32 protein-coding genes are annotated in these 26,466 nt (G+C 40.4%); 11 read left to right on the plus strand and 21 right to left on the minus strand.

Going from position 1 to position 26,466, the window contains the following annotated elements; all coding sequences use genetic code 11:
• Window positions 1–6: 6 nt before the first annotated feature.
• The gene (locus tag A4245_RS15305) at window positions 7–1,113 is read left to right on the plus strand and encodes an iron-containing alcohol dehydrogenase family protein (RefSeq protein WP_067729468.1); all 1,107 of its coding nucleotides are present in this window, start codon (window positions 7–9) and stop codon (window positions 1,111–1,113) included.
• Between the two features lie 20 nt (window positions 1,114–1,133).
• Window positions 1,134–1,943, plus strand: a complete 810-nt coding sequence (locus A4245_RS15310) for a MetQ/NlpA family ABC transporter substrate-binding protein (protein WP_067729470.1) — start codon at window positions 1,134–1,136, stop codon at window positions 1,941–1,943.
• Window positions 1,944–2,228: 285 nt separating this feature from the next.
• Here A4245_RS15310 and A4245_RS20430 read toward each other — a convergent pair whose 3' ends face one another.
• Window positions 2,229–2,375: a hypothetical protein gene (locus A4245_RS20430; RefSeq protein WP_199860697.1), complete on the minus strand. Its 147-nt coding sequence runs from the start codon at window positions 2,373–2,375 to the stop codon at window positions 2,229–2,231.
• A gap of 201 nt (window positions 2,376–2,576) precedes the next feature.
• On the opposite strand from A4245_RS20430, the gene A4245_RS15315 reads away from it, so the two are divergent.
• Window positions 2,577–3,368 carry an N-acetylmuramoyl-L-alanine amidase gene (locus A4245_RS15315; RefSeq protein WP_067729472.1) on the plus strand — a complete coding sequence of 264 codons (792 nt, stop codon included), beginning with the start codon at window positions 2,577–2,579 and terminating at the stop codon, window positions 3,366–3,368.
• 26 nt (window positions 3,369–3,394) lie between these two features.
• On the opposite strand, the gene A4245_RS15320 is transcribed toward A4245_RS15315, so the two are convergent.
• The 4 genes from A4245_RS15320 to A4245_RS15335 form a co-directional block, all read right to left on the minus strand.
• Entirely contained in the window at window positions 3,395–3,625 is a 231-nt protein-coding gene (locus A4245_RS15320) for a PI-PLC domain-containing protein (RefSeq protein WP_157087739.1), read from the minus strand.
• On the minus strand, window positions 3,576–3,827 hold the full coding sequence (locus tag A4245_RS15325; protein WP_067729476.1) for a PI-PLC domain-containing protein: 252 nt from the start codon (window positions 3,825–3,827) through the stop codon (window positions 3,576–3,578). Before A4245_RS15325 ends, A4245_RS15320 begins: the two co-directional genes overlap by 50 nt.
• A gap of 53 nt (window positions 3,828–3,880) precedes the next feature.
• Window positions 3,881–4,642 (minus strand): glycerophosphodiester phosphodiesterase, encoded by a 762-nt coding sequence (locus A4245_RS15330; RefSeq protein ID WP_067729478.1) that lies wholly within the window; start codon window positions 4,640–4,642, stop codon window positions 3,881–3,883.
• A 168-nt stretch (window positions 4,643–4,810) separates the two neighbouring features.
• Window positions 4,811–5,029 carry a hypothetical protein gene (locus A4245_RS15335; RefSeq protein ID WP_067729480.1) on the minus strand — a complete coding sequence of 73 codons (219 nt, stop codon included), beginning with the start codon at window positions 5,027–5,029 and terminating at the stop codon, window positions 4,811–4,813.
• Window positions 5,030–5,547: 518 nt separating this feature from the next.
• Between A4245_RS15335 and ggt the strand changes: the two genes are divergently transcribed.
• On the plus strand, window positions 5,548–7,320 hold the full coding sequence (ggt, locus tag A4245_RS15340) for a gamma-glutamyltransferase (protein WP_067729482.1): 1,773 nt from the start codon (window positions 5,548–5,550) through the stop codon (window positions 7,318–7,320).
• A gap of 400 nt (window positions 7,321–7,720) precedes the next feature.
• Here the strand turns inward: ggt and A4245_RS15345 are convergent, their stop codons facing one another.
• Entirely contained in the window at window positions 7,721–8,143 is a 423-nt protein-coding gene (locus A4245_RS15345; RefSeq protein WP_067729484.1) for a pyridoxamine 5'-phosphate oxidase family protein, read from the minus strand.
• A 417-nt stretch (window positions 8,144–8,560) separates the two neighbouring features.
• Between A4245_RS15345 and A4245_RS15350 the strand changes: the two genes are divergently transcribed.
• The gene (locus A4245_RS15350; protein ID WP_067729486.1) at window positions 8,561–9,214 is read left to right on the plus strand and encodes a lysoplasmalogenase; all 654 of its coding nucleotides are present in this window, start codon (window positions 8,561–8,563) and stop codon (window positions 9,212–9,214) included.
• Between the two features lie 58 nt (window positions 9,215–9,272).
• Here the strand turns inward: A4245_RS15350 and A4245_RS15355 are convergent, their stop codons facing one another.
• Window positions 9,273–10,523: a YeeE/YedE family protein gene (locus A4245_RS15355; RefSeq protein ID WP_067729488.1), complete on the minus strand. Its 1,251-nt coding sequence runs from the start codon at window positions 10,521–10,523 to the stop codon at window positions 9,273–9,275.
• Window positions 10,524–10,705: 182 nt separating this feature from the next.
• Here A4245_RS15355 and A4245_RS19790 point away from each other — a divergent pair, with 182 nt between their 5' ends.
• A complete protein-coding gene (locus A4245_RS19790; protein ID WP_084268832.1) occupies window positions 10,706–10,825 on the plus strand; it encodes a DUF4023 domain-containing protein in 120 nt (39 codons plus the stop codon).
• 58 nt (window positions 10,826–10,883) lie between these two features.
• Complete coding sequence (locus A4245_RS15360; RefSeq protein WP_067729490.1) at window positions 10,884–11,063, plus strand: small acid-soluble spore protein H; 180 nt, start codon at window positions 10,884–10,886, stop codon at window positions 11,061–11,063.
• Window positions 11,064–11,258: 195 nt separating this feature from the next.
• On the opposite strand, the gene A4245_RS15365 is transcribed toward A4245_RS15360, so the two are convergent.
• From A4245_RS15365 to A4245_RS15380, 4 genes are all read right to left on the minus strand, one after another.
• Entirely contained in the window at window positions 11,259–11,885 is a 627-nt protein-coding gene (locus tag A4245_RS15365) for an NADPH-dependent FMN reductase (protein ID WP_084268833.1), read from the minus strand.
• A gap of 175 nt (window positions 11,886–12,060) precedes the next feature.
• Window positions 12,061–12,618 (minus strand): NADPH-dependent FMN reductase, encoded by a 558-nt coding sequence (locus A4245_RS15370; protein WP_067729492.1) that lies wholly within the window; start codon window positions 12,616–12,618, stop codon window positions 12,061–12,063.
• Window positions 12,619–12,866: 248 nt separating this feature from the next.
• A complete protein-coding gene (locus tag A4245_RS15375) occupies window positions 12,867–13,259 on the minus strand; it encodes an OsmC family protein (RefSeq protein ID WP_067729494.1) in 393 nt (130 codons plus the stop codon).
• Between the two features lie 76 nt (window positions 13,260–13,335).
• The gene (locus A4245_RS15380; protein ID WP_067729500.1) at window positions 13,336–13,662 is read right to left on the minus strand and encodes an MGMT family protein; all 327 of its coding nucleotides are present in this window, start codon (window positions 13,660–13,662) and stop codon (window positions 13,336–13,338) included.
• A gap of 178 nt (window positions 13,663–13,840) precedes the next feature.
• On the opposite strand from A4245_RS15380, the gene A4245_RS15385 reads away from it, so the two are divergent.
• Window positions 13,841–14,035 carry an H-type small acid-soluble spore protein gene (locus tag A4245_RS15385; protein WP_407668394.1) on the plus strand — a complete coding sequence of 65 codons (195 nt, stop codon included), beginning with the start codon at window positions 13,841–13,843 and terminating at the stop codon, window positions 14,033–14,035.
• A 210-nt stretch (window positions 14,036–14,245) separates the two neighbouring features.
• On the opposite strand, the gene alr is transcribed toward A4245_RS15385, so the two are convergent.
• From alr to htpG, 6 genes are all read right to left on the minus strand, one after another.
• Entirely contained in the window at window positions 14,246–15,388 is a 1,143-nt protein-coding gene (alr, locus tag A4245_RS15390; RefSeq protein ID WP_067729502.1) for an alanine racemase, read from the minus strand.
• Window positions 15,389–15,607: 219 nt separating this feature from the next.
• Window positions 15,608–16,336, minus strand: coding sequence for a hypothetical protein (locus A4245_RS15395; protein WP_067729504.1), 729 nt, complete (start codon window positions 16,334–16,336; stop codon window positions 15,608–15,610).
• 443 nt (window positions 16,337–16,779) lie between these two features.
• A complete protein-coding gene (locus A4245_RS15400; protein ID WP_067729506.1) occupies window positions 16,780–17,088 on the minus strand; it encodes a hypothetical protein in 309 nt (102 codons plus the stop codon).
• Window positions 17,089–17,136: 48 nt separating this feature from the next.
• Window positions 17,137–17,547 (minus strand): transcriptional regulator Spx, encoded by a 411-nt coding sequence (gene spx, locus A4245_RS15405; protein ID WP_067729508.1) that lies wholly within the window; start codon window positions 17,545–17,547, stop codon window positions 17,137–17,139.
• Window positions 17,548–17,581: 34 nt separating this feature from the next.
• A complete protein-coding gene (locus A4245_RS15410; protein WP_067729510.1) occupies window positions 17,582–18,196 on the minus strand; it encodes a TetR/AcrR family transcriptional regulator in 615 nt (204 codons plus the stop codon).
• Between the two features lie 594 nt (window positions 18,197–18,790).
• On the minus strand, window positions 18,791–20,668 hold the full coding sequence (htpG, locus tag A4245_RS15415; protein WP_067729512.1) for a molecular chaperone HtpG: 1,878 nt from the start codon (window positions 20,666–20,668) through the stop codon (window positions 18,791–18,793).
• 165 nt (window positions 20,669–20,833) lie between these two features.
• Between htpG and A4245_RS15420 the strand changes: the two genes are divergently transcribed.
• Entirely contained in the window at window positions 20,834–21,535 is a 702-nt protein-coding gene (locus A4245_RS15420) for an NAD-dependent protein deacylase (protein WP_067729514.1), read from the plus strand.
• 230 nt (window positions 21,536–21,765) lie between these two features.
• Here the strand turns inward: A4245_RS15420 and A4245_RS15425 are convergent, their stop codons facing one another.
• Window positions 21,766–22,362, minus strand: a complete 597-nt coding sequence (locus A4245_RS15425) for a YpjP family protein (RefSeq protein ID WP_234402429.1) — start codon at window positions 22,360–22,362, stop codon at window positions 21,766–21,768.
• 257 nt (window positions 22,363–22,619) lie between these two features.
• On the opposite strand from A4245_RS15425, the gene A4245_RS20205 reads away from it, so the two are divergent.
• Window positions 22,620–22,760, plus strand: a complete 141-nt coding sequence (locus A4245_RS20205) for a hypothetical protein (RefSeq protein ID WP_157087740.1) — start codon at window positions 22,620–22,622, stop codon at window positions 22,758–22,760.
• Between the two features lie 116 nt (window positions 22,761–22,876).
• Here A4245_RS20205 and A4245_RS15430 read toward each other — a convergent pair whose 3' ends face one another.
• Together A4245_RS15430 and A4245_RS15435 are read right to left on the minus strand one after the other, a co-directional pair.
• The gene (locus A4245_RS15430) at window positions 22,877–23,428 is read right to left on the minus strand and encodes a hypothetical protein (RefSeq protein WP_067729518.1); all 552 of its coding nucleotides are present in this window, start codon (window positions 23,426–23,428) and stop codon (window positions 22,877–22,879) included.
• A 48-nt stretch (window positions 23,429–23,476) separates the two neighbouring features.
• Window positions 23,477–23,704, minus strand: a complete 228-nt coding sequence (locus A4245_RS15435) for a hypothetical protein (RefSeq protein ID WP_067729520.1) — start codon at window positions 23,702–23,704, stop codon at window positions 23,477–23,479.
• Window positions 23,705–23,803: 99 nt separating this feature from the next.
• Between A4245_RS15435 and A4245_RS15440 the strand changes: the two genes are divergently transcribed.
• Window positions 23,804–24,598: a YitT family protein gene (locus A4245_RS15440; RefSeq protein WP_067729550.1), complete on the plus strand. Its 795-nt coding sequence runs from the start codon at window positions 23,804–23,806 to the stop codon at window positions 24,596–24,598.
• A 39-nt stretch (window positions 24,599–24,637) separates the two neighbouring features.
• On the opposite strand, the gene A4245_RS15445 is transcribed toward A4245_RS15440, so the two are convergent.
• The gene (locus A4245_RS15445; protein ID WP_067729522.1) at window positions 24,638–26,332 is read right to left on the minus strand and encodes a methyl-accepting chemotaxis protein; all 1,695 of its coding nucleotides are present in this window, start codon (window positions 26,330–26,332) and stop codon (window positions 24,638–24,640) included.
• Window positions 26,333–26,466: the final 134 nt, after the last annotated feature.

A 26,466-nucleotide genomic window follows, 5' to 3' on the forward strand; every position in this document is an offset into this window, starting at 1 on the left:
GTTCATTTGTCAATCGCAGCAGTAAAGGGAGCCCCAGGTCATTATCGTATTGGGGAAGGAGTTCTTAAAGAGCTGAACAGCCTTCTTTCAGAACTGAACATCAAAAAAGCACATATCGTTACAGGAAAGAAATCATGGCAGGCTGCCCAACCGTACATGCCAGAGGAAATAATTCCTTTGAATTCGAATGCCATTACATTTGTAGAAGGACATTGTACCGTGCATACAGCTGACAGCTTAGGAAAAAGATATATTGCGGATGGGGTCGATGCAGTGATCGGTATTGGCGGAGGAACCGCTCTCGATATTGCCAAAGCTTCTGCTGCAGAAGCTGGCGTGAAATCGGTGCTGATTCCAACCATTGCGGCCACATGTGCAGCATGGACACCATTAAGTGTCTTTTACCATGAAGACGGGAAGCACTCCCACTATACGGAATTCCCTGTAGCCAACACGCTCGTCCTTGTTGAACCAGCTATCATTGCCAATGCTCCACTGCAATACTTAAAAGCAGGGATTGGCGATACACTCGCTAAGTATTATGAAGCCGATGCACTCGTACAATCTTTCTATAAGGATCAGGAATTACCTGTTTGGCTTCAGGTGTCCCAGTTTACAGCCAAGCTTTGCCGCGATATCCTTCTAAAAGACGGCACGAGAGCAATTGCTTCAGCGGAAACAGGAAGTGTAACAGGCGAGCTTATCCGGGTAATAGAAACCATTATCCTTACCGGAGGAATGGTTGGCGGATATGGTGGCAAAGCAGGTCGCATCGCAGGGGCACATTCCATTCACAATGGATTGACAGAAGCTGAAGAGGTTCGTGAGTTTCTTCATGGCGAAATTGTATCCTATGGCATACTTATCCAGCTTGCATTGGAAAATAAAACTGAAGAATTGGAAAAACTCCTCGGTTATTATAAGGATTGGGACTTCCCAATCAATCTGGAAAGCTTCTCCATAAATCATGAAAACGAGGAGCTAATAAAAAGCATTATTACGAAAGCAATACTTCCACAGGAATCCATACACTTTATGGACATTCACATAACAGAAGAAACTGTATTGGAAGCAGTTAAAAAAGTGGAAAAACGATCTTACCAAAACACATAATTACAGAAAGAGGGATAATGATGAAAAAAGGATTATATCTAGGAATTACACTATTATTGATTGGATTACTGGCAGCCTGTGGAGGAGATGATGGTTCATCAGATCTGCTTGAGGACGATAAACTCACAGTCGGTGTAACAGCTGGACCACATGAAGAGATTCTGGAAAAAGTTGCTGAGGTTGCTGAAGAGGAAGGTCTAACAATTGAAACAGTTATTTTCAGTGACTATGTTATGCCGAATGTTTCATTATCAGAAGGCGAAATTGACATTAACAGCTTTCAGACTGAACCATTCTTTGATCATATGAATGAAGAGCGTGGACTGGAACTCATTAAAGTTGCAGATACCGTTACTTTCCCAATGGGAATATATTCAGAGCAAGTTGGCGACATCTCCGAATTGGAAGACGGCTCAAGCCTGGCTCTTCCTAGTGACCCGACAAACAGCGGACGTGCACTTTTACTATTTGAACAGGCTGGACTGATTACCCTTGAAGAGGGATTGGGTGTCAATGCAACTGTAAATGATATCGCAGAAAACCCAAATAACTATGAGTTTATCGAACTCGACCCAGCACAAATCCCAAGACAACTTGGTGAAGTGGACGCAGCAGCGATTAACTCCAACTTTGCACTTGAAGCAGGACTTGTTCCCGGTAAAGATTCGATCTATATTGAGCAAGATTCTACATTTGTTAACTTGATTGCTGTACGTGAGGAAAATAAAGATGATGAAGTTGTTCAGCAGTTTATCGATATATATCAAACCGACGAAGTGAAACAGTTTGTTGAAGAGAACTTCGACGGATCAGTAGTTCCCGGCTGGTAAAGAACAAAAGCGCAAGCGCCTTGATCACCCCCGACAAGCTTTAGTAGAAACTACCAGTGGCGTTCTTTGCCACAGGTAGTTTCTACTAAAGACCTCGAGGGGGTAGGCGCTGGAGCTGGCCGTGGCCGTTTATGTGTAAGAATTAATTGCTGCCAAAATATATACTTTCTTATTTTGAAATAAAGTCGACATGATCTTACTGCTCAAAACACGTGATTAAAACAAATACCCATGCCCAAATAAAATAAAAAAATCGAGGATCTAAGCAGTCGATCCTCGATTTTTTTATTTTTTATTATCAATATACTCATTCGGCTCTTCTTCAGCAAGAGAATTATAATTTTTATATTGGCTCTTGCGCCCATTACGCTGTTCGCCAGAGCTGCCATTCTCTTTGAACTGATTGTCATGCTTTTTTTCTTTATTGCTCATCAATAAGCCTCCTTCTGTCATATCTGTTTTAGTTTGGGCGAAGTAAAACAGCTTTATGCTAAATTTTTTTGCCTCTTCACCCCCAGTGAGTGATTTATTTCGATAGTAGTTGTGAAGCCGGCTTATAAAACGAAGGATCCAGTGAGATAAGGTTGTTTGGCCAAAACAAAAAACAGTTCCATTGACAGGAGGGTGATCGAAATGAAACTTTATTTAGACCCCGGCCATGGCGGGGCGGATCCGGGTGCTTCCGGTAATGGGTTAAAAGAAAAAGATGTTGTATTGGATATCGCTTTGCGAATCCGCAGCATACTGACCGAGAAATTTGAGCGTGTCAGTGTAAAGATGAGCCGTTCGGGCGACGCCACAAAAACTTTGCGAAAGCGGAAAGATGAAGCGAATTACTGGGGGGCTGATTTTTATCTGTCTATCCACTGCAATGCTTTTAATAGTAAGGCAGATGGATATGAGGATTTCATCCACAACAGCCTCTCTGAACAATCGAAGGCTGCCAAATACCAGGATATCTTGCATGAAGAGATCACAAAAATGAATCGATTACGAAATCGTGGCAAAAAGAAAGCAAACCTTCATGTCCTGCGTGAAACCACAATGCCTGCCTTTCTATCAGAGAATGGTTTTATCGATAACAGCGGTGACTCCGCTTTAATGAAGCAAGATACATGGAAACAAAATATTGCCCTAGGTCATGTGAATGGATTGGCCAAAGCATTTAATCTGGAACGCAAATCAAGTGATAAAGACACACTTTTCAAGGTAATTGCAGGATCCTTCAAACATGAGGATAATGCCGATGAACAGGTTGCATTCCTAACATCGAAAGAAATAGAAGCATTCGTGGATCCGGTTACTATTTCCGGAGAACACTGGTACCGTGTTCAGGCAGGTGCGTTCAGAAGCAGACAACAAGCCGAAAGCCATTTACAAACCGTCAGCAAAACAGGTGCAGAGGCGTTCATTATCGATGGGTAATCTGGAAAGGGAGAGATCAACTCCAGTTAATCTCTCCCCAACAATTGTTTTGTAAAAGCAATATCATCTGTAAAATATCCGTCCACATTATACGCTGCCACCCGCTCCTGTTCTTCCTTCTGCTTACTCCTATCGGTAAAAAACACATGAACCTCTTTCCCATGACGATGCAGTTCATTAACATTTTTCAGTGTCACATCCGACGCTTCAATTCCAATAATTGGATATGCAACCGATTTTGCCTGTTTCAAGGTCATGCTTGTTTAACATTTCGATTAATGGCTCTTCCATTAATCGCTCACCATCTACTAACCTTGACTCAATATAATAATGTTCTGTGTCTCCAAAAACATGAATGATTTCTTCCAATGTAGGAATCTCTTCGGTTACCGTCTGATTATTGAAAACTTCTATTGTCTCAAATTCCTTAATTTCACTTCTGCTTTTCTGCGGAGACAAACCAGATACTTACACCAGCAAGGAAAAGAATAAAAGTGAATGTAAGAAATTTTTTATACAAACAACTTTCGCTCACTTCTATAGAACAAAGCCTTTTCAGGAAAGTCTGTCACGATGGCGTTCACTTTTAAATCCAAAAGCTGCTTTATTTCATTGCGGTTATTAGCTGTCCAGATGCGCAGGTGATTGTATAAATCTTTCCAATGGTGTGGATGTTTCAGTAGTATGTTTTTGGATAAATGCAATCCTTCGAGTTGAAGGGTTTCCATATAATCTTTCGGAAGGGATATGCATTCATCGAGAAGCCATGCGATATTTGCAGTATTATCCAGCTCTTTTATACGCAGAATGCTTGGCAGATGGAAGGAGGAATAAATAACTTTGAGTCTATTGCTGTAAGCTTTTACGATGGAAAGCAATTTTTCTTCCATTCCCGGATAGTTGTATATATATGTCTTTAGTTCGATATTCAGTTCAATATCGTAAGGACGCAATAATTTAAGCACTTCTTCCAATGTGGGCACTTTCATGGAATTCCATGAATCAGCGTCATAGGCGGGAAAATGTGAATAGTTGATGCCTGCGCTGTAGGTCTTAATTTCGTCCAATAAAAGATCTTTAATGTTCCCAGACCCGTCTGTTGTCCGGTCCAATGACTCGTCATGGATTACAACAATCTCACCATCTTTTGTCATATGTACGTCCAATTCAAGTCCATCGACACCTTGTCTGATAGCTTCCCTGAAACCGAGTAATGTATTTTCAGGATATGTCCCCATAGAGCCCCGGTGGCCGAATATTTTCGTTTCTGTCATAAAAACACTTCCTTTCCAATTATTGAACAAAAGCGCTGGAGCTGGACTGCGGCTGTTTAGGTGTAGGAGTTAATTGCTGTCAAAATTTATATTATCCTTTTTTTTAAGAAAAGAGAATAAAACAACCATCGTCGCTTTATTCTCTCATCTATATAGATTGAATCTTAATTATTCACCTTTTGCAGCGTTTGCCAGTTCGATTGCACTGTTAAATTGCTCTACGGCACTTTCGTAAGCTTCATCTACATCACCGCTATTGTATACTGTTTCAAGTGCAGTTTCCATAATTTTACGACCTTCAGGAATCATATCCATTAAACCACCTTGAGTTGCATAGGATGGTTTCGTTGCCTGTAACTGATCTACGGTAACCTGAAGCTGAGGCATTTCTTTCTATTTAAGCATATTTTTTTATCAAAGTAAGTGTATTTACTGAATCCTTACGCTTAATTTATAGAGCATTAATATGATTAATATTTTCGTAACATTAAACCGTACAAAGCACTAGTTTACTATAGTTACTATCAAATAGTTGACTCCTGATAGTTAATAACGCACGTAAAAATGTCTTTCATTGAAGAATGATGTCAATGTTTTGATCCTTTGTACGTAATTTGCATGACATATTATTGGAATATAAACTTTTCTAGGACTAATTCCCTTTATTAATTCTGAATTATCAGCCTATTGTTCTGTTTTTACAGATATAAAAGGAGAACGCTTCCACAGGAGCGAATAATACATCTAGAGATTAATTTATTTTAAGAGAAGGAGGTTTTCATGTAAGGGACCGTGAATAACTTTACTTACACGTAAGGCGTCCGCTTAAATGCTCAAGTATTGTCCAGTTTCTGATCAGCATTTTTTCTTAGGCTTGCTAAAAACACTTTAATAGGAGGAAAAGAATGAAAAAGTTTGTCAATCAATCTATTACAGCATTTATTGTCATGTTACTCGTCATTGGAACACTCCCGGCAAGTGGATTTGCAAAGAATTACGAAACAGATTATGAGCAATATGATTTAGTGGAAACGGCGAATGGAGGTATGGTTGCTACATCGCATGCCTTCGCTTCCCAGGCTGGAGCTGACATATTGGAAAAAGGCGGAAACGCGATCGACGCAGCTATCGCCATCCAATTTGCATTAAATGTTACCGAGCCAATGATGTCTGGTATCGGTGGCGGAGGTTTTATGATGGTATATGACGGTGATACAGAGGAAACGACCATCATTAACAGCAGGGAGCGCGCTCCAGCGGGGGCAACGCCTGATATGTTTTTGGATGATAACGGCAATCCCATACCTTTTAGTCAACGGGTAAGACTTGGAACATCTGTCGGAGTGCCGGGAACCCTGAAAGGTTTGGAAGAAGCCCATGAAATATGGGGTTCACGTCCAATGCCCCAATTAATCGAACCTGCTGTAAAGCTTGCACAAAAAGGCTTTCCAATAAATAAAAACTTAGCTGAGGCAATCGAATCCAACCAGGACAAGCTAATGCAGACTGCTGCAGGGGATATTTTCGTCCCTGATGGCGTACCATTACAGGAGGGTGATTTGTTAGTTCAGGAGGATTTGGCCAAAACACTGAAACTAATCCGTTCACACGGGTCCGATGCATTCTATAACGGTGAAATTGCAGATGCCTTAGCTGAAACAGTACAGGAATTTGGCGGTTCAATGACAACGGACGACCTGAACAATTACGATGTTACCATTGATGAGCCAATTTGGGGGGAATTTCATGGCTATGATATTGCCAGTATGCCACCTCCAAGCTCAGGCGGGGTTTTCTTATTGCAAATGCTCGGAATACTTGATGGGTTCGATCTATCCCAATATGATTCACGTTCCATAGAGAAATATCATTTATTGGCAGAAACCATGCATTTGGCCTATGCAGACCGCGCTGCCTATGCAGGTGATCCAGAGTTTGTCGATGTTCCTTTACAAGGATTGCTGGATCCGGATTATATTTCTGAAAGACAGGCATTGATCGATTTGAACTCTGTCAATGATAATCCAACCGCAGGAGATCCATGGCAATATGAAGAAGCCACTCCAGATTACGAGGCCACTGTACAGCCGGATGACCGTGAATACGGCGAAACGACACACTTCTCTGTTACAGACAGATGGGGAAATGTTGTCTCTTATACGACAACGATTGAACAGGTTTTCGGCAGTGGTATCATGGTGCCTGGCTATGGATTTATGCTGAATAATGAACTGACCGATTTCGATGCAGTTCCAGGCGGTGCAAATGAAGTACAGCCAAATAAAAGGCCATTGAGCAGTATGACTCCAACCATCGTCTTTGAGGATGGGGAGCCGGTATTGACTGTCGGTTCACCGGGAGGACCGACCATTATTACCTCCGTGCTTCAGACAATCATCAATACATTTGAGTACGATATGGAGCTTGAGGATGCAATTGCAGAACCACGAATTTATTCCAACAACCTCAATTCCTATCGTTATGAAGAAGGAATTCCTTCCAACGTGCTGGAGGAATTGAATGATATGGGCCACTCATTTGGAACGAGCCCGACAGACATTGGAAATGTACAAAGCATTCTGATTGACCATGAAACAGGATTGTTTACAGGTGTTGCCGATGCCAGAAGATACGGAGGTGCTTCCATCGGGGTTGATTTGAAGGGGAAAAATAAGTAAAAGCAAAAAAACAATGCGGAGCAGATAGCCCGCATTGTTTTTTTATGAAATAGAAAGTATAAATTTTGGCAGCAAATAACTCTTATACATAAACAGCCACGGCCAGCTCCAGCGCCCAGGGACTAGCGAGACTTCCTTCACCTCCGTACGATAAATTAGACTTGCCGACTGTCAAGACATGAGGCTTAGTCTCACTTATACCCTTGTGGTGAAAGTCGACATCGACTCTGGTGCTTAAGGAAGGCCGACTAAAAACGGGCTACGCCAACGTCGGCATACCCCTTTAGTACAAGGGGCATGTTTACTTTATCTCCTACGTAGGAATGTTCGACAAGTCGAACCACCCCACAGTGCGGGGCGCAGTCCGTACGTCCCTAATCGGGCGCTTGCGCTTTTGTTCTTATATTTCCAGCTCTTTTGGCGGCTCACCTTTTTTATTCATTAAGCGAATATTGAGTGGTTCTATTTCCAAAATCAAATATTCAGGATCATCCGGTCCTTCAAAATAAAGCTTCATATCATCATTCCAAAGTTCCTTTTTCATTTCTGCAGAATCATTAAAGGATACTTTCCCCTGATATTCCACATACTCGTCCCCGAAACCTTCACCTTCATAGCCAATCAAGATGTGCGTATATGGGTTATTTTCAATTTCTTCGGTTTTATCCGTATCTTTATTTGTGGCTGTATATAATTTTAGATCTCTATGGAAAAACATCATATATCGGGAATGAGGCTTATTCCCTTTCACGGTTGCCATTGTTCCAATCGGACTCTCTTTAAAAATCTTTTCAACAGTCGATTTGATTTTTTCCTGACTCAAAATAACACACTCCTTTGTTCCAGATGTTTTTATTATTCCTTTTCTGTGTAATATTAAACAATAGATGGGAAATTTACCTGTGACTGCCATTAGTGACCTGAGATTGTGTCGGGTAAGGCGGGTGCTTCCGCTGGTATGAATGGGGGTGCTTTGGGCGGGGGGCTCTACCGTTTGGCGAGGGGGCTCTACCGTTTGGAGGAGAGGCTCTACCGACCTGTGAGGATGCTCTACCGTTTGAACGAGGGGCTTGCCCGGCTTGATGGAATGATCTCCCGTTTAGACAAGGAGCTTCCCGAACAGTGAAGATGATTTTCGTATGTAATGCAGTGTATAGATATAAAAAAATTTGTCGAAATAAAAGGATTTCATACTCCTTTTCTCGAACCATATAAGTAATACATCCAAGGAGTGAGTACAATGATTTTATATCAAATACCATTACTCATCTTCGCGATGGGACTTGTGTATATATTCATTGCTCCGTCTGAACCGTTTATCTTTAGTCTGTTCTTTAAACTGGCTCCAATGATTTTGATTTTTGTGTATGCCTTTAAGCAGTTACCACTGAAAAAGTCGAATACGCACTGGCTGATTATTATCGGCCTTATTTTTTGTATTATCGGTGATGGCACAATCCATTGGTTCCCGATTGGACTGTCTGCCTTCCTGATTGGAAACCTCTTTTACATTGCCGGATTCTTAACACAATGGAATTTTTCAAAAATACGTTTAGTTTTACTAGTGCCGATTGCTATATGCGGGATTTTTATTGGCAGGGTATTAATACATGAATTGAATTCAAACGGGAATGAGGCGTTGATGGTTCCTGTGATCGGCTATTTACTTGTCATTTCCTTAATGGCCTGGTCTGCCATTATGACAGGGAACAGGTGGGCATCCAGCGGGGGCATTTTATTTGTTCTATCTTACTCTTTACTCGTATGGAATATGTTCATTGCACCTGTCGGGAATGCAGCGGAACTGATTATGCTTAGTTATTATGGGGCACAGTTTCTGATTATCCATAGTCTTGCAACAATTGTCGAGGGCAGTAATCGGATTGTTTGGTGAGAAATAACATAAAAACACCCAAAAATCCAATATGGATTTTCGGGTGTTTATGAATCTACTAACAAAATTGATCAGACTTTTTCGGGTTGTTCATTCCAAATAATGGTCTGATAAACAAGGCTAGACCGGTTCCGAGGAGTGCCATGACACCCCAAACCCATCCGTGAAGACTGAATGAAGCAATACCACCGAAGTAAGCGCCAATGTTACATCCAAAAGCTAGACGTGAGCCGTATCCCATTAAAAGGCCGCCGACAATGGCCGCTCCGGCAACACCCGGTTTGATTTTCTTCGGTTTGAAAGTCCCCTGGGCAGCGGCAGCGATGAATGCCCCTAGAATAATACCGAAATTCATGACGCTTGTTGAATCAGCCAATACTGATTGTGACAATGCTTCACCAGCTGGACCTGTAAAATAGCCCCATGATGACACATCTACACCGATTGCCTGAAGTGTTTTGCCACCCCATAAAGCAAAGCCGGATGTAATCCCCCATGGCTGACCTCTTACTGTTAGAGTCAAAGCATTTAAGATTGCCAGAATGATAGCCGCCGCAAATAGTGGCCATGATCCTCTGAAAACCTTTTTCCACCCACTTGTTGTTGGAAGTGGTTTCATTGCGGGAGGATTTTTTCTTTTTGCAATCTTAACGGTTATACCATAAATCACGGCAAATAATACTATCTGAACAAACCAGCCACCAAAAAATCCAAGTCCTGTTGATTCCGCCAAGGATATCGGAGGCAATGATGGTGTATCCATCCAGAATGAGAAATGATAAGCGCCGATCGTTGAACCAATAATAAAGGCGATCAGCGTAAATATCATGGATGATGCTCCACCACCGAAATTGTACAATGTACCAGACGCACACCCATTTCCCAGCTGCATTCCTATTCCAAAAAGGAAAGAGCCCACAATTACACTAACCCCAACAGGCGAAACATACCCTGCCGGTGTCACACCTGTAAAGCTGAAACCAGTACTTAATATTATTGCAAATAAGGTTGTAGCAACTGCGAGCATTACCATATGTGCCTGAAGCCCCTGTACATTGCCGACAGAAGCCAGTCTGCGAAATGCAGATGTAAATCCAAATCTGGCATGGAGCAACGTAGCTCCCAACGCCAATCCTATCATATATAAAACACCTTGTACCCAGCCTGCTGCAGCAACAGTTGCTATTAATAAAGCAATAGCAGCAATAATTCCCACCATCATGAATGGTTTTTGCATCGGACTGAGTTCCGTAATAACAGTTGTAGGTTTAAGTTTAAATCTTTTATCTGCCATAACAGATTGTTCCATCACAAAACCCTCTTTTCGCATTAAATTACTAAGGATTAAATTTTACCTCATTATATGAAAAAAGTAAATAGCACGCTATAATTAATTTTTCATTCATTATGCATTTTCAACCGCCGCATTATGCATTTTTCAATCCTGAATGGTAAGAATAAACATATATCAGCTGCTTAAGGAGGATAGGAATGGATACTACATCTGACTTTGTAAGAAAATTTAATGATACAAAGCAAAAAGACGAACAGAACAGAAAGCGTCAAGGCCATGGAGATCCAGCCAGGAAATTACCTAGTAAGCGACATTGACAATGCTTTCCCTTGGAAAACAGCCTTTAGCCAAATATGACATGATGGAGGTTTTTTTATGAATATACAAAGAGCGGAACAGATCGTGGAATCGCCTGAATTAATTAACGTTACCTATAATGGCAAAAAAATTTATATCCAGCATGTGGACGAACAAAATAAGCTGGCACGCATATATCCACTGGATGACCCCCAGAATGAATTCGATGTACAGTTGGAGCAGCTTTCTGAAGAGTAGTTACTGAAATGAGAAAAGCACCCTTTGTCAGGAGCCTTATCATCGAATTATTTTGTCTATGCAAACAGGACATTAAGTTCCTTGCTGCCTGGAAAAATTGGTTTTAACAAGCCTTTGGTTCCAGCAGGGAGAAAGATATAAACTTACCTACCTGCAGAAAAAAGGACGCCTTATTGGCATCCTTTTTTCTATGTCTTATCTCAATGATTTAAATCCGCCTGTCCAGGAAATAAGCTGGTCAAGCATTTGATTGGCATTATCTGCATGATAATCAGCAGGTTTGAATTCGCTCATGTTTTCAAAGTCTGTCATCAGTGAGAATGTTACGGCAGTACGTACGTCTGCAACTTGAAGTTCTCCCAGGATTAGACGGAGGTTTTCATGGGCGCGGGTTCCACCTAAGCTGCCATAGCCGACAAATGCCGCAGCTTTGTTGTTAACTTCAGGATTCAAGAAGTCAAGCGCGTTCTTAAGTGCTCCACCTACTGCATGATTGTATTCTGGAGCTACGAAAATATAACCGTCGAAAGAAGCAATCTTTTCTGACCATGCTTTAATTGCTGTTTCTGAATCAGACTGGTTAACTTCTGTTAGTTCTTCACCAAGCATTGGCAGGTTATAGTCTGCAAGATCGACAATTTCATATTCCACATCATCATTGCGTTTTGTTGCAAAATCATATGTCCATTTTGCTACTGCTTCTCCGTTACGGCCTTGTCGAACGCTGCCTTGAACGATAGCTATTTTTAAATTATCTTTTTTTACTGCTGGTTCATTATCTGTTTTAGTTGATTTTCCAAACAATTTATCCAAGAAACCCATTTGAGCACCACCTGTTCTTCTAATTGTTAAATAATAATGAAAGGACAGCCACCCCAAACCTTAAAGTGCTTAAGCACAATCGTTGTTTAGAGTTAACCGCCCTTCCATAACCCGGTTAATTAAGGGGCTATTTTTATACTCCTGATTTCAGGAAAAACATTTTCTATTAAAAAACTTATCGAACAGTTTTTAAAGCACCGCTCCATGCGATAACCTGATCAAGCATTTGGTTAGCATTGTCTGCATGGTAATCAGCAGGTTTGAATTCACTCATGTTTTCGAAGTCCGTCATTAGTGAGAATGTTACTGCTGTACGAACGTCTGCAACTTGTAATTCACCCAGGATCAGGCGAAGGTTTTCGTGGGCACGAGTTCCGCCAAGGCTGCCGTATCCAACGAATCCTGCAGCTTTGTTGTTTAATTCAGGGTTTAAGTAATCAAGCGCATTTTTGAACGCTCCACCAACTGCATGGTTATATTCTGGTGCTATGAAGATATAGCCGTCAAACGATGCAATTTTTTCAGACCAAGCTTTGATTGCTGTTTCTGCTTCTGCTTGCTGTGCTTCTGGAAGAGCTGCACCAAGGAATGGCAATTTATAATCAGCCAAGTCTACGATTTCATATTCCACATCATCATTACGTTTTGTTGCGAAATCATAAGTCCATTTTGCTACAGCTTCCCCATTACGTCCTTGACGCACACTACCTAAAACAATACCAATTTTCAACATATCTTTATTCCTCCTAATGTATCTTTGGTTTTTTATTTTTAATTAAACATTCTTTAATTAATAACAATATACCATCTTTAATTTATTATTGCAACATATTTAATTCTTTTTTATTATATAGTTATAAATAGTAAGTAACAAGTTATATGCTTTTATATTAGAAATTCGATGACAAAAACGATAAGAGCTTTGGAGTCTGCATTAGACTCTGCTAAGAATTTAGCCAATAGTAAAAACCCATAGCCTTATTATGCTTTGGTTTTTTTGATTTCGAATGTTTCTATAATATCGATGCTGCCTTTGACAGACTGAACCATAGAGCAGTTTTTTGATGAAAGTTCAAGTGCTTTTTCGACTTTTTGCTCGGCGATATCATTTCCTATAATAATATAATGCAATTTAATTTCTTCTACACGGTTTGCTTCGTCGGGATTTCTTTTCACGTCGGCAGAGATTTTAATATCATCAAAATCGATACGCATTTTCGTCAGTACTTTTTTCAGCACGCCACCACTGCAGCCAACTATTGAAGATACTAATAATGCGAAAGGTCTAAACCCTAGTTCATCATTACTGGATATGGTCAGTTTGCCAAAATCGAATTCAGATTCAAAGCCATTTTCATGCATCGTAAATTCCATTATAATCCCCCTTTTCTACTTGCCTTTAGTATAGCGAAAAATCAGTTGAATTAATAAATATAAGTTCTGACCCATATCACATTTTCTCTTCACTTGCCGTATTGGAAAATTGATATGCCTCCAAATCAACATAGCCTGCAGCACTGACTGCAATGCCTTCTTCCTCCAGCCGCAGTTTCTGTTCCATCCACGTTTCGCTGGCCTTTATTGCAATGCTTCCTTTGGCATTGATCACACGATGCCAAGGCAGGTTATGCTTTCGGCTCATGGAATGAAGTATCCTCACGACCTGTCTGGCAGCCCGCGGACTTCCTGCTGCTTTGGCGATTTGCCCATATGTCATGACAGTTCCTTCAGGGATTGCCTTTATGATATGAATTACTTCCTCGGTAAATGGTTTCATTGCAGCTCTTTCCTATTTTAAATTTCAGTTTTTAGCGTAGTTCCTCAGTCATTTAAATCGTAACAATATTTTTTGGCTAAGTCCATCTCATATTCATTACAATATGTAAAATTTGCTCCGTATATTCTCCATAATGAAAACGAAAAATACTCTTACAGCCATTTAAAGGAGGATACCAATGATGGATAAACAGCGTGCACAGGAAATCATGGAATCCACTGCAATGATAAACGTCAATTATCATGGCATTCCAGTTTATATTCAATCGTTGGACCCAAACAGCGAAATAGCAACCGTATTTCCGCTTGATAATATGAACCATGAACAATCCGTAGAACTGACTGGGCTTGATGAAGTGAAATTAGGGAAATAGCGTCATTCCGGGGATGTTTTATCTGGCTGAATGTGTGAACTTCGGCAATTAAAATGTGAACTATGGCGAATTTCTTTTGAACTATGGCGAAACCCCTGTGAACTATAGCCAATACAGGCAGAACATTGGTAATTCACCCTTTGGGGAAGGCCCTGCTGTAATTACGCAGAAATGTAAAAAGAGAATGCTCCAGCTAAAGAGCATTCTCCTTTATAAAAATTCTCCATCTTGCGTATAAACCCTTGGTACACGCTTTCCTATTAAGCACACTGTTTCATAGTGAATCGTATTCATTTGGTCAGCCACCTCACCAAGCGAAATGTAACCATCCTCCGGGTCACCAAACAGTGTGACCACATCATCATAACCAAGGGATTCGACAGATGAAACATCAATCATCGTCTGATCCATACAGATTCTTCCTACAATTGGAACATGGACTCCATTTACCGTTGCACGCCCTTTGTTGGAAAGCTGTCTTGAGAATCCATCCGCATATCCTACAGGGAGTGTGGCAATGGTAGATGATTCCTTCGCGACATAGGTACACCCGTAGCTGATCGGTTCGCCTGCTTCCAGCGGTTTTATCATAACTGGTTTTGTTCGAAAGGTCATAGCTTGCTTTAATTTAATCTTATCCTGCAGATGACTGCTCGGGTAAAGGCCGTATAAGCTTATCCCCACACGCACCATATCCATATGCATATCTGGATAGGCAATGGTTCCGGCACTGTTGCAACAGTGCTTTATCGGTATTTTCACATGGTGATCCTCCAAATATTTAATGACACCATTGAAATTCTCAAACTGCTTATATGTATATGTTGAATCCACATTATCGGCATCCGCAAAATGGGTGAAAATTCCTTCCAGTAAGATGTCGGAAGAGTTTAGGGATTGACAGACCTTAAGTGCTTCTTTTCTATCCCGAATGCCTATCCGGCTCATCCCAGTGTCTATTTTCAAATGGACTTTTGCTTGCTTTTTGAAATCCTTCGCTGCCTTTCTTATTTCCGGAACACTTTCATCAGAATATATGGTAAACGTAATGTCGTTTTTGACTGCTTCTGAAACAGCAGCAGGAGATGTATAGCCTAAGACAAGAATTGGCGTCACAATGCCTGCTTCACGCAGCTTCAGTGCTTCATCCAAAAAGGCAACACCTATATAGCCTGCTCCAGACTGGATGGCAGCATTTGCCACATGAACAGCTCCATGACCATAGCCATCAGCCTTTACAACAGCCATCAGCATTGTTTTTTCCTGAATATGTTTCTTAAACGATTTGACATTGGATTTAATGGCATCCAAGGATACTTCTACCCATGTATCGCGATAGCTTCCATGATCCATGATGGCTTCCCCCTTAATTAAAAAACTTGGTTTCATTTATGCAGTTTGGCAAGCTAGTACTTTCCTGCCTGTCCAAAAAAGTAATAACAGTAAAACCATTTTATCACTTGAAAACATAAAATCACAGAGATTAGGATGATATTTTAATGTTATCCGGAGCAAGCCCTGTCACCGAAAAAAGCCAAAAAAATAAGGCATTACAGCATAATTTCTGCAGCCTTACTCTTTAATATTTTTCTCCATCTCTCTGTTTTTCTGAGAGGTTAAATATTTTGCAGCCAATCGGTCTGGTCCGGAAAGCAGGCTGAGAATGTATGCTGACGTCTGCTCAATTTTTTCTGACAAATAATTTGTACGCTCAAAGAGAAGACTGCGGAAATAGTCCATCTGTCTAGTGATCTTTTCCATGATTGCTTCCTGATTATCGAGCCTTTTTGTTACTTCTGCATTGGAAGTTCCCTGTGAAGTCAGCTGCTCAGCCTGTTCTTCCATCCTTATATCGAGCTGCATATTTGCTTGTGCAACACTATCCAGTAATTTTCCGATTTCTTCCTGTGAAATGGTTAATTGATTCAAATGTTCCACCACTTGTTTATCGGATACTCGATCTTGCTCGAGCAAAACGACCAGATTTTGATGATTTGCTTCCAGTTTCTTCAATTGGTTTGTAACCTGATTTTCCATCACTTCATGCTGTTCATTCATTTCCCGCAGCTCTTTTAGCTGACTGCCAACACTTTCCCATCTTGAATCACTTTTATATTGCTGCTGTTCATACCTCTGTGAAACTTCAAATAAAGATTGTTGCAGCAATTTATTCATTCGCTGCTGTTCCTTCATAAATTCCGATACATGATTTCTTATATAAAAACCTTGATTCGGTTCCTGCAGCTTACCGCCATTCTTATAAAGGTTTACATTCGCCGAATCATTAAAGTAAAGCCCCATTCGTTTGCACCCCTTATCCATTACTGTATTATCCTATGCAATAAATCAGACATGGGGACTGAAGGTTAAGAACAAAAGCGCAAGCGCCTTGATCACCCCCGACAAGCTTAAGCAGAAACTACCAGTCGCGTTCTTTGCCACAGGTAGTTTCTACTTAAGACCTCGAGGGGGTAGGCGCTGGAGCTGGACGCGGCTGTTTATGTGTAAGGGTTAATTGCTGCCAAAAATTTATACTTTATTATCTTTAAAGCAAAAACAGCGATTAAGTTATGGATCGCTGTTCCTTTCATACATCATATGGAGAGCTAATTGTAAAATAATTTTAACGTTCGTTTCGAGCTATTACAGAATTTTTTCACTCAAACAGTACCGAACAAAAACTAAATCAATGCTCTTTCTGTTTTTGGCGTATGAATATCAGTTAATGCTGGATGGTATGCTGCTTACAGGTCTTTTTCTCCCGTATGCATTGTTTTGCGGTATGCTTTGAATGCTTCCACAAAAGCTTCTGGAGAATTTTTTACGATATAGGAATAGGCACCATAAATGGTATGCAAGTAAAGTAAACCGCCATCCATACCTATAAAACGGTAGGAAATATCGAGCACATCATCAATGGAAAATTCCCTGTGCTCTGTCACGATTTTTTCCTCATATAGATACATCTTCCGCTGATGTTCAATATCGATTTGTTCAATGCTGTTTACTTCACGCACAATCTTTATGTACGGCTGTTCTGCAATCAGATTCATGTAAACCCTCCACGACATACCTCATACTGATAAGTCTCCTAAACTTTTCTAGCTTTCTGCAAGACTAAGATGGTTTGTTCTCCATTGCAGCCATTGGTATTCCCGCGTCTTTCTTGGCAGGAACTGGCGGATATCATCCTCATGATAGCCAACCTGAAGTCTCTTCTCATCCACCATGATCGGGCTTCTTAAAAGTCTTGGATGTTCCTGGATTAGTTCAATCAGCTCCTGCAGTGCCAATGATTCGATATCCAGATTCAAATCTTTGTACACCTTCGACCTTGTGGAGATGATTTCATCTGTGCCTTCAACCGTCATCCTTAAGATACTTTGCAGCTCATTTACAGTCAATGCTTCTTTCATCACATTTCTTTCCTCATAATTAATCTCATGTTTTGTAAACCATTGTTTCGCTTTTCTTGTGGACGAACAGGCAGCCCCATAAATTGTTACTGTCATTTATCATACCCCATTTCCAAAGATTAATAATAGTTTACTTGCTGAGACCTTTTCTCAGCAGATTCATTTCAATCATAAAGTTTTCCAATGCTTCGTCATCGGAAATATTCCTTGAATATTTATCCACCAAATTCCTGAATGTAACGGATGTCAGTATTTGCATTATATGAAAGAACTCTCTCTCATCCGAAATGTTTAACTTCTCTCTATCGATAAGGCATTTTATTTCCATCAGAGAGCTTCTGCCTGAGTGCTTTTCATCAAATATTTTTGTGAATATATCCTCTATCTCATGTGTTACATTCATCAAAGCATTTTTTAAAAAGTTCACGTTATCCTCTTGACCAAGCTCCTTCAGCATCAGTCGGAACAAGTCCTCCATCGCTGCAAGAATATCGCCGTTATTATTTTGAAGAGAAAGAATAAAAAAAGCTTTCCTTTTGTTCGTTTGCGCTTCCAGCAAATAGTAGAAGGCATCCTCTTTATTTTCAAAGTACTGATAAAAGCTTCCCCTTGGCACTCCGGCCGTTTTTACTATATTAGCAATGGAGGCCTGTGATAACGGGACCCTTGAAAATTCCTTTTCAGCCGCTTCAATCAATTTTCCCCTTTTATTCTCCGGCAGATTAAAAAATGTTTTTTTAGGCATTTTCTTCCTCCGTATTTCCCAAAAGTGACACAATGTCATGTTGTATACTTTCATAGTAAGTGACACAATGTCATTAGTCAATCCTTTTAATGACATCGTGTCACTTTTCTTTGGGAAATTTGTCTATTTTATGAATGAGACATATGTATTCATAAAACCCTAAATTTGCGGGCCTTTATGGATCTTTATTTCTTAATCGCACGAGCTGGCCTTTTTGGGGATTCAACAGAACATCAGCTGTTTTATCAGCATCATTTCATTACCTTTTATTGTATTCCCTATTTTTTATGCTTTAATCCACTTCCTTTTATATTGGCTTTACAGAATTGTACTGCGGTAATTGTCCTTTGTTAATGGAATGGTATTATCGGTTTTTGCAACAAGAGGGTTCTTAGGCAGCTGACCAATAAGGCGAATGAATGCTTCGTTAACTATACAGGAACATTCGTATTTGCTTAAAAAAACTTGGTTGTCAAAAAGTTAACGGGGGTTAACGTTAGTTGCACCTAGGCAGATAGGGATATTTCTATACTTTTGCTTAAGAAAATCCCTTGCCAAAGAGGAATCAGGCAAGGGAATTACTTCAATCTTTTATTAAACCATTACTTTACAAATATCATTTGTAAATTCTACAGGATCGTTGATTGGCAGGCCTTCGATAAGAAGTGCCTGGTTATACAGCAAGTTTGTGTACAGCTTAAGTTTATCTTCATCTTGCTCCTGCGCGTTTTTAAGTGTCTGGAAAACTTCATGGTTTGTATTGATTTCAAGGATTTTATCAGCTTTAATATTTTGATCATCCGGCATTGCATTAATGATTTTTTCCATTTCCAGTGAAATTTCTCCGTCCGCAGTCAGGACAACAGGATGCGATTTCAGTCGTTTGGATGCTCGTACATCTTTTACTTTTTCAGATAAGATTCCTTTCATCGCTTCAAACAGATCTTTGTTTTCTTTCGCTTCCTCTTCCGTTGAGTCCTTTTCGTCATCCTCGATTCCCAAGTCACCGCTTGAAACGGATTTGAATTCTTTTTCTTTATAATTCATCAGCATTTTGATTGCAAATTCGTCAATTTCATCTGTGAAGTAGAGGATTTCATAGCCTTTGTCTGCAACAAGTTCTGTTTGAGGCAGCTTTTCTATTCTTTCATTAGAGTCACCGGTAGCATAGTAAATATACTTTTGGTCCTCAGGCATTCTGGATACGTATTCCTCGAGTGTTACGAGTTTCTTCTCTTTGGAAGAATAGAACAGCAACAGATCCTGCAACAGGTCTTTGTTTTGGCCGTAATCACTGTATACGCCATATTTCAACTGCTGGCCAAAGGATTTATAAAATGTCTCATATTTTTCCCTTTCATCACGAAGGACACTGAGCAATTGTGTTTTAATCTTTTTGTTGATATTTTTGGCAATAAGCTTCAGTTGTCTGTCATGCTGCAGCATTTCTCTGGAAATGTTGAGAGAAAGATCCTCAGAGTCTACCATCCCTTTTACAAAGCTGAAATAGTCAGGGAGCAGATCAGCACATTTCTCCATAATCAAAACGCCATTGGAATAAAGCTCCAGACCTTTTTCATATTCTCTTGTATAGTAATTATGCGGGGCATTCTCAGGGATATAGAGAATCGCATTATATCGTACATTCCCATCAACATTGATATGAATATGTTTTAATGGTTTATCAAAGCCATAATGCTTTTCGTTGTAGAAGTTTTCGTAATCCTCATCTGTCAGCTCACTTTTATTCTTTTTCCAGATAGGAACCATCGTGTTTAACGTCTGTTCTTCAATAACGTCTTCATACTCATCTTCGCTGTCTTCTTTCGGCTTGCTTTCGACGATGTCCATTTTGATTGGGTAGCGGATAAAGTCGGAGTACTTTTTGGTGATCTGTTTCAGACGATATTGTTCCAGAAACTCATCATAGTTCTCATCTTCTTCATTCTCTTTAATATGAAGGATGATTTCTGTACCTACTTCACTTTTCTCGGCAGGTGAAATCGAGTAGCCATCAGAACCTTTGGATTCCCACTTGAAGGCCTCATCACTGTCTATGGATCTACTGATAACCGTTACTTTTTCGGCTACCATGAAGGCAGCATAAAATCCGACACCAAATTGTCCAATGATGTCATGACCATCCTTGATCTCATTTTCCGCTTTAAATGTATGGGAACCACTTTTGGCAATGACTCCAAGATTGTTTTCAAGATCTTCTTTCGTCATTCCGATACCTGTATCAATAACCTTTAACGTTCTGCTATCCTTATTTGCATCGATTTTTATGTAGTAGTCATCTTTATTGAATGTCAGGTTCTCGTCAGTCAGTGCTTTATAATAAATTTTATCGATTGCATCGCTCGCATTGGAAATAAGCTCTCTCAGGAATACCTCACGCTGCGAATAAATGGAGTTGATCACCATATCCAATAGCTTTTTGGATTCTGCTTTAAATTTTCTCTTTCCCATTTTTTACTCTCCTCCTACAAAATTAAATATTTTAGCACTCTCTCGCTCAGAGTGCTAATCCCTATAATCTTAATACCATATCCATTTTTTCATGTCAATAATAATAGCTGTGTAAACGGGTATCATTGTATAATAAAACCAATCAACAGCTGCGGAGGGAATACGATGCTGAAAAAATTACTGAATGAAGCGAATTATACCGTTGTCTTTACCGGGGCAGGGATGTCGACGGAGAGTGGACTGCCTGATTTCCGTTCGTCAAACAATGGTTTATGGAAGAAAAAGGATCCAAGCAAAATTGCCAGTACAGATGCATTGAATAACAATATAGAGGAGTTCACGGCGTTTTATCGTGAACGTGTCATTGGAGTAAAGGAATACAAACCACATAAGGGACATTATATTTTGGCCGATTGGGAAAGGCAGGGAATCATACAGTCAATTATCACGCAAAATGTAGACGGCTTTCATCAGATGGCAGGGAGTAAACGGGTAGCAGAACTCCATGGAACACTGCAAAAACTGCATTGTCAAACATGCAGAAAGGGATATGACAGCAAGGAATATATCCGGAATGAATATCATTGTGACTGTGGTGGTATCTTGCGTCCATCCATCGTATTGTTCGGTGAAACATTACCTGAGGATGCTTTCCAGGCTGCATTTGAGGAGACGCAAAGAGCCGACCTGTTTATCGTCTTAGGTTCGTCATTAAGCGTAACACCAGCGAATCAATTTCCACTTATCGCCAAAGAAAATGGTGCCCGATTAGTAATCGTTAATCAGGAAAAGACGGATATGGACTTGTATGCAGATCAGGTCGTCAATAACGAAAAAATTGGAGTATTGTTGGAGAAATTGGCGTGAGGGGGTGCGTGTCCCGAGTTTGGGACGGGTTCTACCGGGTGAGGGGGTGCGTGTCCCGAGTTGGGCGGGTGCTCTACCGAGTCAGGGACCGCCTCTCCCGTGTTGGGCGGGGGCTTTACCGAGTCAGGGACCGCCTCTCCCATGTTTGACGGGTGCTCTACCGAGTCAGGGACCGCCTCTCCCGTGTTGGGCAGGGGCTCTCCTTGTGAGAGCCAATGGAACCCATGATTTTAAGCCATCCACTTCGGTGGGGTATTTTTTTCCCAAAAGATGTCACCAATATCATGATGTTCTTTAAACCCGTCACTGCTTAAATGATAGTGAAAATTAAAGTAATAGCCTTCCATCGGGCGATTATCACGGCGTACATGGAACTTTGCTACATCTTCAGCCTTCTTGTTGTCATAAACATTAAAAATACGTTCACCATAGCCCTTCGCAGGTTCTTCGGTGATCGCAAAATAAGTATATTCATCCGCAGCATTTTTTTCCACGATCGTTTGCAGTACTGCTTCTATATTTGGAAGGATAACGGATGTGAATTCATCTTCCACCCGACTTGCAATTTTTGGTCCAAATTTCGTTATGGTTTGTTCTTTCGCCTTCTCAGTGAGCTGATTCACAATATAGTCTCTGCTTGAGGGCTTGTCCGGCGCTATATTAAAATCAATCTGTTCCGCTTCCGTGGAGTCTGAGACAGCTTCATTCACATCAGCTTTTGAGGATAATGTATCCTTGTCTTCATCCGCATTCGCTTCTAGAAGGGCGGTCGGCGTATAAATGCCCAATGTGGCAATTGTAACAAGAACAACCGCTATTTTTCTCATCCAAATTTTCACCTGAAACCCCGCCTTCCTTGATCTCTCTATATATAAATATTAACATGAACAAATAATAAGTCTATTGTATTTTTAATTTTTACTTAAAATTTACACATATAGAAGTACAAGGATTTGTTAATGCAACACGCCTCCAATCTTATTTAACAGGAAATAATTAAAATAGTCTAATCATGTTTAATTTTCTGTCAATTGTGGTACTGTACTATGGGTATCTAAAAACTTGATCAAGAGAGGTGATCACGATGAAAGTGAAGAAGCTGACATTTGCAATGATGGTAGCAATCCTTTCAGCTGGAGTTATGGTCGGTTGTGCAGCAGAGGACGGCGAGAATCCGGAAGACCCCATGATGGAAGATCCATCGATGGAAGATGAGGTAAATTAGAGTGTGAAGCTTATTAAAAAACCTATCCCCCAGCAGCCTGAATGCCCCGGATATGGCATTCAGGCTGCTGGGGGATAGGTTTTAATTTAGCTACAGGAAATCAAAAATTCCATAGCCTATATATTTTTCCAAACTTTTGCATATTTCTTTTGATACTTCTGATCATCCTCTATTTCTATTAACCCATGGGCAACCTGTTTTATTTCCTCATTCTTCAATTCATCATACAGGTTTCTGAGACCTACAATCACATCATACCGGATCAGTGTATAATTTTTTTCATCCTGGCAATTTTTGAATCGGTCGACAAAATGCTGAATTACCACTTCCCGCTGCTCTTCACCCGCCAGTCCGACCTTCCATATCGATTGCAATGCATGTCTCGCGGTAACAAATTTCTCATCCCTGGTAACTTGCCATAAAGCTGGAAAATCGGTCATTATCCGTTTATCAGGGTCGCTTTTAGCTAGTCCTGCAAGAAACTGTGCACATCGAGATCGCTTATGGTTGTCCGATGAACGAAGACCATTTACGAGCTCATCCCAAACTTCATAAGCCCAGTCAACCTTATGGTCAATTGCTTCAACAATATGGTTGTATGCCTCGTATTGTATGTTTTTATCCTTCGCTTCAAGATTGGCAAAATCCCTCTGTATGATGCTGTCCATGAAAACACTCCTTTTACATATCTCAAATATCTTTCGCCAGGTAACCTCTTAAAGCACCTGCTGTACTGCATCATCTTCCTTGAATATGTCTTTTTTTCTGCTGAAGCTCTTGGATTCTTTCTCATTTACGTAAATCCTTCTCACTGCTTCAAGGCCTATAATCCCAGATTTATATTTATCATGGAAGTTCCCCGCTATCTTTGCTATTCTATTTAAAATCATATCATATGTTAAATAAGCTAGTGCCAGAATTGGAAACAAAATAGTTACTGACACAAAAACTTTTTTCGGGTAGTATATTCTAACAGGAACAACATCCTCTTACTTCAGGGTAATTTACATCGTTCAGGAGGGATACGATTGTTTAAAAATTTTATGGTTATCCTTGGTTCGCTAATTATTGCGTTCGCTTTTAATTTTTTCCTTGTACCTTTTGAAATATTAAGCAGTGGGATCAGCGGGATAGCGATTCTCATTGGGATCCTCACCCCATTTGATATTGGTGTGTTAAATTTTCTTCTGAACATACCATTGCTCATTTTAGGCTACTACAAGCTGGGAAAAGAAATTACGATCAATACATTGGTCTGCGTAGTCACACTCTCATTCTTCTTATACATCCTGCCAGTAGTATTCCTGACAGACAATATTTTGCTGGCAGCGATTTTCGGTGGGGCAATTGCTGGAATCGGTATAGGAACCATTATGAAGTTTGCTGGCACATCAGGTGGATTGGACATCATCGCGATTATTATTTCACGTAACAGTAATGTCAGCGTTGGGCTTCTTCTCACGGCTATGAATGGTATCATTGTGCTTATTTCAGGTTATGTTTTTGGATGGGATATCGCATTATATACACTATTGTCCATCTATTTAACCGGAAAAATGATTGATAAAGTTCATACCAGCCAAATTAAATTGACAATGCAGATTGTTACAACAGAAGGGGAAGCCATCCGTGAAGAGCTACTCCAGTCCATTTACCGGGGGATTACCATTACAGAAGGATATGGCGGCTATACAAAAGAGTCCAAACAGATTTTGATGATGGTAGTGACACGCTATGAAACACTGCAAATTAAGCAAATCGTTCGTTCACATGATAAGAAGGCTTTTATTAATATTTTCGAAACGGTGGAGGTTGAAGGTGAATTTGCCAGAAACTAAAGGAGAGAACCCGAATATGCCGGATTCTCTCTTGTTCCTTTAATGAATTTTAAACTGTCGGACCAAACCATTCAGTTCTTCCGCCAATTTAGATAACCGGGCCGTGCTTCCGGTAATTTCATCCATCGAATTGTTGGTTTGTTCCGTTGACGCGGCAATTTGCTGCACTCCAGCAGCAGCTTCTTCGGAGACGGATGCAATCTCTTCAATTGCCCCACTCATTTTCTCTGTACTTAATGCAATATTTGATAGGTTTTCCGATACTTCATTAATTTCCTGAGACATTCTTGTGACGGATTTACCTATCTCATTTAACGTATTACCAGTAGTTTGGATTTGCTCTGTTCCTTTTTCTACCTCTGTCACGCCACCTTTTAATGAATCAGCTACATTTGCAGATTCCTGTTGGATGGTGCTGACAATTCCAGTAATGTCTGTGATCGAATTGGAAACTTGTTCCGCCAATTTTCTAACCTCATCTGCCACTACGGCAAAGCCTTTCCCATGCTCACCCGCTCTCGCTGCTTCAATAGCTGCGTTTAATGCGAGTAAATTCGTTTGTGCTGCAATCTCTTCAATGACGGATACTAACTTGGAAATCTCCTGTGTTTGTGTATCCAGACCTTGCATTTTCTTTACAGCATCTTTTACGACATGATCAATCTCCACCATTTGTTGTGTGGAATTATGCATTAATTCGCTGCCCTTGGAAGTCATGTCAAGTACCTGTCCGGAATATTGATGGACTCTCTCGCCTTTTTCGTTAGCTTCCTGTACCTTTACGGTAAAGCCCGCCATCACAGAGGCTAGGTCACTGGCACTATTGGCCTGTGTTTCAGAGCCAGTAGCCAATTCCTGCATCGTAACGGAAACTTGATCGGACCCTGCTTTCACTTCATTTGCAGAATTTGATAATTCCACGCCTTGTCTTGATACGGTTTCCGATACAGCAGAAATCTTTGTAAGCAGTTCCTTCATTTTCCTGCTCATTTCGTTCGTGGCAATAACAAGCTGCCCTGCTTCATCTTTCGTCCTTACTTCAAGCGGCTCTCTGCTGATATCCCCATCCGCAATACTATTCATTCGATCCATCACCGACCTGATCGGATTGGAAATCGAACGGGAAGTAATCAAAGCAACAACTATAGCTGCTACAATTACAAGAATGGTAAGAATCCAGCTGACTATAAACGTATTGCTGCCCGTTTCAACGACATCGCCACCGAGCTCTTTTATATATGCTTCCTGGTTGTTAGCTCTTTCCTGAAATTGCGTGACGATTTCTCCCGCTATAGCGATGATTTCCCCGCTCATAATATCCAATGCCTGGTCTTCATTGCCTGCATCATATAAATCAATTACTTCAAGCGTAAGCTCACTCCAATCCTGCTTTCTTTCAACAAGGGCTTGTGTTGCTTCTGAGTTATCCAGTTCAAGCAGCCGATTTTCCAATTCGCTTGTCTGTTCCCCCATGGCCAGGAACATATCCTTGGAACCTTGGTCACCGTGAAGCAGATACGACTGGAGGAAGGAAGTTCGCATTGCATGGTCTGTTTCCAATTCCTTATCCACTATCAGTAATTCAAGATGGTGGTCAACCATCTCTTCCGTTTGCTTATTGGAAGTAAAGATAGATAGATTTGTTATGGAGTTTAATACGAGTACAAATAAAACAACTGTTATGAACCCAAATAATATTTTTGTTCTGATTGACTTGAATGATAATCTTTTCATTGTATACTCCTCGTTGTTCAATATTTTCTCTATATCTTATTGCCCCAGATTTTATGAAGTTTTTCCATACAACCAGAGCATCAATAATTAATATATCGGTAGAAAGCACTGTTTTTTTAACTGTTTTTCTTAAA

The organism is Oceanobacillus damuensis (assembly GCF_001618145.1).
Classification (GTDB): domain Bacteria; phylum Bacillota; class Bacilli; order Bacillales; family Amphibacillaceae; genus Oceanobacillus; species Oceanobacillus damuensis.